At 62.9% G+C, this 2,846-nt stretch carries 5 protein-coding genes; 4 read left to right on the top strand and 1 reads right to left on the bottom strand.

The features are described 5' to 3' along the window. Positions 1 to 142 precede the first annotated feature (142 nt). From EN969_RS25145 to EN969_RS25130, 4 genes are all read left to right on the top strand, one after another. Positions 143 to 832: a TetR/AcrR family transcriptional regulator gene (locus EN969_RS25145; RefSeq protein WP_013531017.1), complete on the top strand. Its 690-nt coding sequence runs from the start codon at positions 143 to 145 to the stop codon at positions 830 to 832. Between the two features lie 118 nt (positions 833 to 950). After that, on the top strand, positions 951 to 1,487 hold the full coding sequence (locus EN969_RS25140) for an SspB family protein (RefSeq protein ID WP_013531016.1): 537 nt from the start codon (positions 951 to 953) through the stop codon (positions 1,485 to 1,487). A 16-nt stretch (positions 1,488 to 1,503) separates the two neighbouring features. After that, positions 1,504 to 1,701: a DUF4169 family protein gene (locus tag EN969_RS25135; RefSeq protein WP_024501426.1), complete on the top strand. Its 198-nt coding sequence runs from the start codon at positions 1,504 to 1,506 to the stop codon at positions 1,699 to 1,701. Then, positions 1,698 to 1,922, top strand: a complete 225-nt coding sequence (locus EN969_RS25130; protein ID WP_013531014.1) for a ribbon-helix-helix domain-containing protein — start codon at positions 1,698 to 1,700, stop codon at positions 1,920 to 1,922. The genes EN969_RS25135 and EN969_RS25130 overlap by 4 nt, the downstream gene beginning before the upstream one ends. Here EN969_RS25130 and EN969_RS25125 read toward each other — a convergent pair. Then, the coding region (locus tag EN969_RS25125) for a chloride channel protein (protein ID WP_164758473.1) at positions 1,919 to 2,846 on the bottom strand (928 nt) is incomplete at its 5' end. The genes EN969_RS25130 and EN969_RS25125 overlap by 4 nt on opposite strands.

Genomic DNA, 2,846 nt, shown 5'->3' with positions numbered 1-2,846 from the left:
AACCTAGGACGTTCCATCCCGTGAGATTCCGACACATCGAGAGCGAGTTCTGTTCGTCTCTCTCATGCGAAATCTCTTAATCTTGTGTCCACAAATTTAGACACTCTTGTCTAAATCGTCAATCACCTCTATATAGTTTTTTATGAAGCTGCACGTTTCTCCTGACATTTTCCCGCCACGCGGTCATGAGGCCAAGCGCCTGTCGATCGTCGACTCCGCCGCCACCGTGTTTTGCCGCGAAGGTTTCGCCGGCGCCAATATCGACCTGATCGCCGCCGAAGCCGGCGTCTCGCGCCAGACCATCTACAACCATCACGGCGACAAGGAAAAACTGTTCGTCGCTGTGGTCCGTGATCTGACCGAACGTTGCAATGCCGGCATCTTCGCCACCATTGCCACCTTCCCCGATCAGCCGGGGGATCTCGAAGCCGACCTGATCGGCTTTGCGGTGCGTTTGAATCAGAATTGCATCTGCAACCGCGATGGAAAATTCCTGCGCAAGCTGATCCAGACCGAAGGCGAGCGCTATCCCGAACTGTTTGCCGAATGGCGCGAACAGGGACCGGGCAGGACATGGCCGGCAATCGCCGCCCGCTTCGCCCGCCTCGCCTATGGCGGCTATCTCACGATCGAGGACCCGGACGTGGCGGCACGCCAGTTCCTTGGCCTCGTCAATGCCGAACTGCAGACCACGTTCATGCTTGGCGGCTCGCCGCGCGAGGACGAGGTGCTGCAATCTGCGACCAATGGCGTGCGTACCTTCCTGCGCGCCTTCGGCAAGCGCCGCTCCGCGGCATCGTCCGAAAAGCAAAGCGCGCTCGCCAGCGCCTGAGCGATCAAATCGCTGGCAATAGTCTTCGCTTCCGCGCGAGGGTGATCTATATGCGGTTTACGCCGCGCTCAAGCTTGATTACAGCTATGCGGACGATTCAACGGAACCCGACCGCCACATGGCCGACGACCACATCCGCTACGACATTCTGGCCCAGGAGGCGTTGCGCGGCGTCATGCGCAAGGTCCTGGCCGAGGTCGCGCGCACCGGCCTCCCCGGCAACCACCACTTCTTCATCACCTTCCTGACCGGCGCGCCGGGCGTACGCGTGTCTTCGCGGCTGCGCGAGCGCTATCCCGAGCAGATGACCATCGTCATTCAGTTCCAGTATTGGGACCTGAAGGTGACCGATACCGGCTTCGAGGTTGGCCTGTCCTTCTCCGATGTGCCGGAAAAACTCGAAATCCCGTTCTCGGCCGTGCGCGGCTTCTACGATCCCTCGGTCAATTTCGAACTCGAATTCGACGTCAAGACGGATGGTGCGGCAGCCGATGAACCGGCTGCGCCAACTCCGGAGCCGTTGACCATCGTCTCCGAGAAAAAGCCGAAGGCCGAGAAGAAGGCCGCCGCGGAGGCGGAGAAGAAGCCCGCGGCCGCGGACGCCGCCACCAAGGGCGCCGAAGTGGTCTCGCTCGACGCCTTCCGCAAGAAATAGGCCGGCGACTTACGCCGTGGCCGAAATCGTCAATCTCCGCCAGGCCCGCAAGCAAAAGGCGCGGGACGAAAAGCTGCGCGCCGCCGAACAGAACCGCGCGCTGCACGGCCGCTCCAAGGCCGAAAAGGAACGCGACCGCGTCGCCGCCGACAAGAGCGAAAAATTCGTTGCCGGGCATCGTCGTGAAAAGCCCGGCGACCCCGGCCGTCAATGAGCCCGGTCGAAAAGCGTTCGGTGACCATTCGCGGCCACCGCACCAGCTACTCGCTTGAAAAGCCCTTCTATGACGACCTCGTCGCGATCGCGGCGACCAGGGAGCTGACGCTCGCTGCTCTTGTCGCCGAAGTCGACGAGACGCGGCCCCGCGACACCAACCTGTCCTCGGCGTTGAGGCTCCATGTGCTGGAGTGGGCGAAGCGAGGAGAGAGCATCTAAAGGCTTTCGACCGCGTCGTCCTTTTTCCTGCGTCTGGTGCCAAAGCCAAGCAAGGTCGAACGCTCGCGCTCCTCGGCCTGTTTCCTGGACCGCACGCGCATCAGATCCTTCCAGCCGACATAGCCGACCAGCAACGAGCCTTCGCGAGTGACGACGGGCAGATGGGAGACGTTGGCCATCAGCAGCTTGTCGGAGAGGCCTTCGAGATATTCGTCCGGATAGGCCAGCGTCACCTTGCTGCCGGCCAGCAACGCGCCAAGCGTGGTGGTGCGGTGCGTGCCGGCGCGTCTCCAGCGCAAGATCGCCGGCGGATCGATGAGGCCCAGCACCTGACCGTTCTCGTCGACCACCGGGAAACTCGGATGCCGTGTTTCCGGCGCCGTCAGGAACGCTGCTGCGCCATGCAGCGTCATCGTCGCCGGCACGCTTTCGACCTGCGACGTCATCACCTCGCGCACCCTGGTCAGGGCGAAAGGGTCGACACGGTATTCGCGAACCAGATGGTGTCCCCTTCTGGCGATCTTTTCGGTCAGGATCGAACGCTTCATCAGAAGCACGGTCACGGCATGCGCCGCGGCGCAGGCGGCAATCAGCGGCACCAGCATATGTGTGTTGCCGGTCAGTTCGACGGCGAAGAACGTGGCGGTCAGCGGCGCGCGCATCGTGCCGCCCATGGTGGCGGCCATTGCCAGCAGCGCCCAGAAACCCGGATCCGCGGCAGGCAGAACGCCGGCGAGCACAGCGCCCATAGCCCCGCCCATGATCAACAGCGGCGCCAGCACACCTCCCGACGTTCCCGAGCCGAGCGCTACCGACCAGATGATCGCCTTGACCACCAGCAGCAGGAGTGCCGCCGTCGCGACGGTGCGGCCATCCACCATGTCGGAGATGTTGTCATAGCCGACACCGAGCGCGCGCGGTTCG

It is taken from the genome of Mesorhizobium sp. M7A.F.Ca.CA.003.01.2.1 (assembly GCF_003998945.1).
In the GTDB taxonomy this organism is placed as follows: domain Bacteria; phylum Pseudomonadota; class Alphaproteobacteria; order Rhizobiales; family Rhizobiaceae; genus Mesorhizobium; species Mesorhizobium ciceri.
The sequence above is the reverse complement of the archived record's forward strand: the minus strand, read 5'-3'. Positions and strand labels throughout refer to the sequence as shown.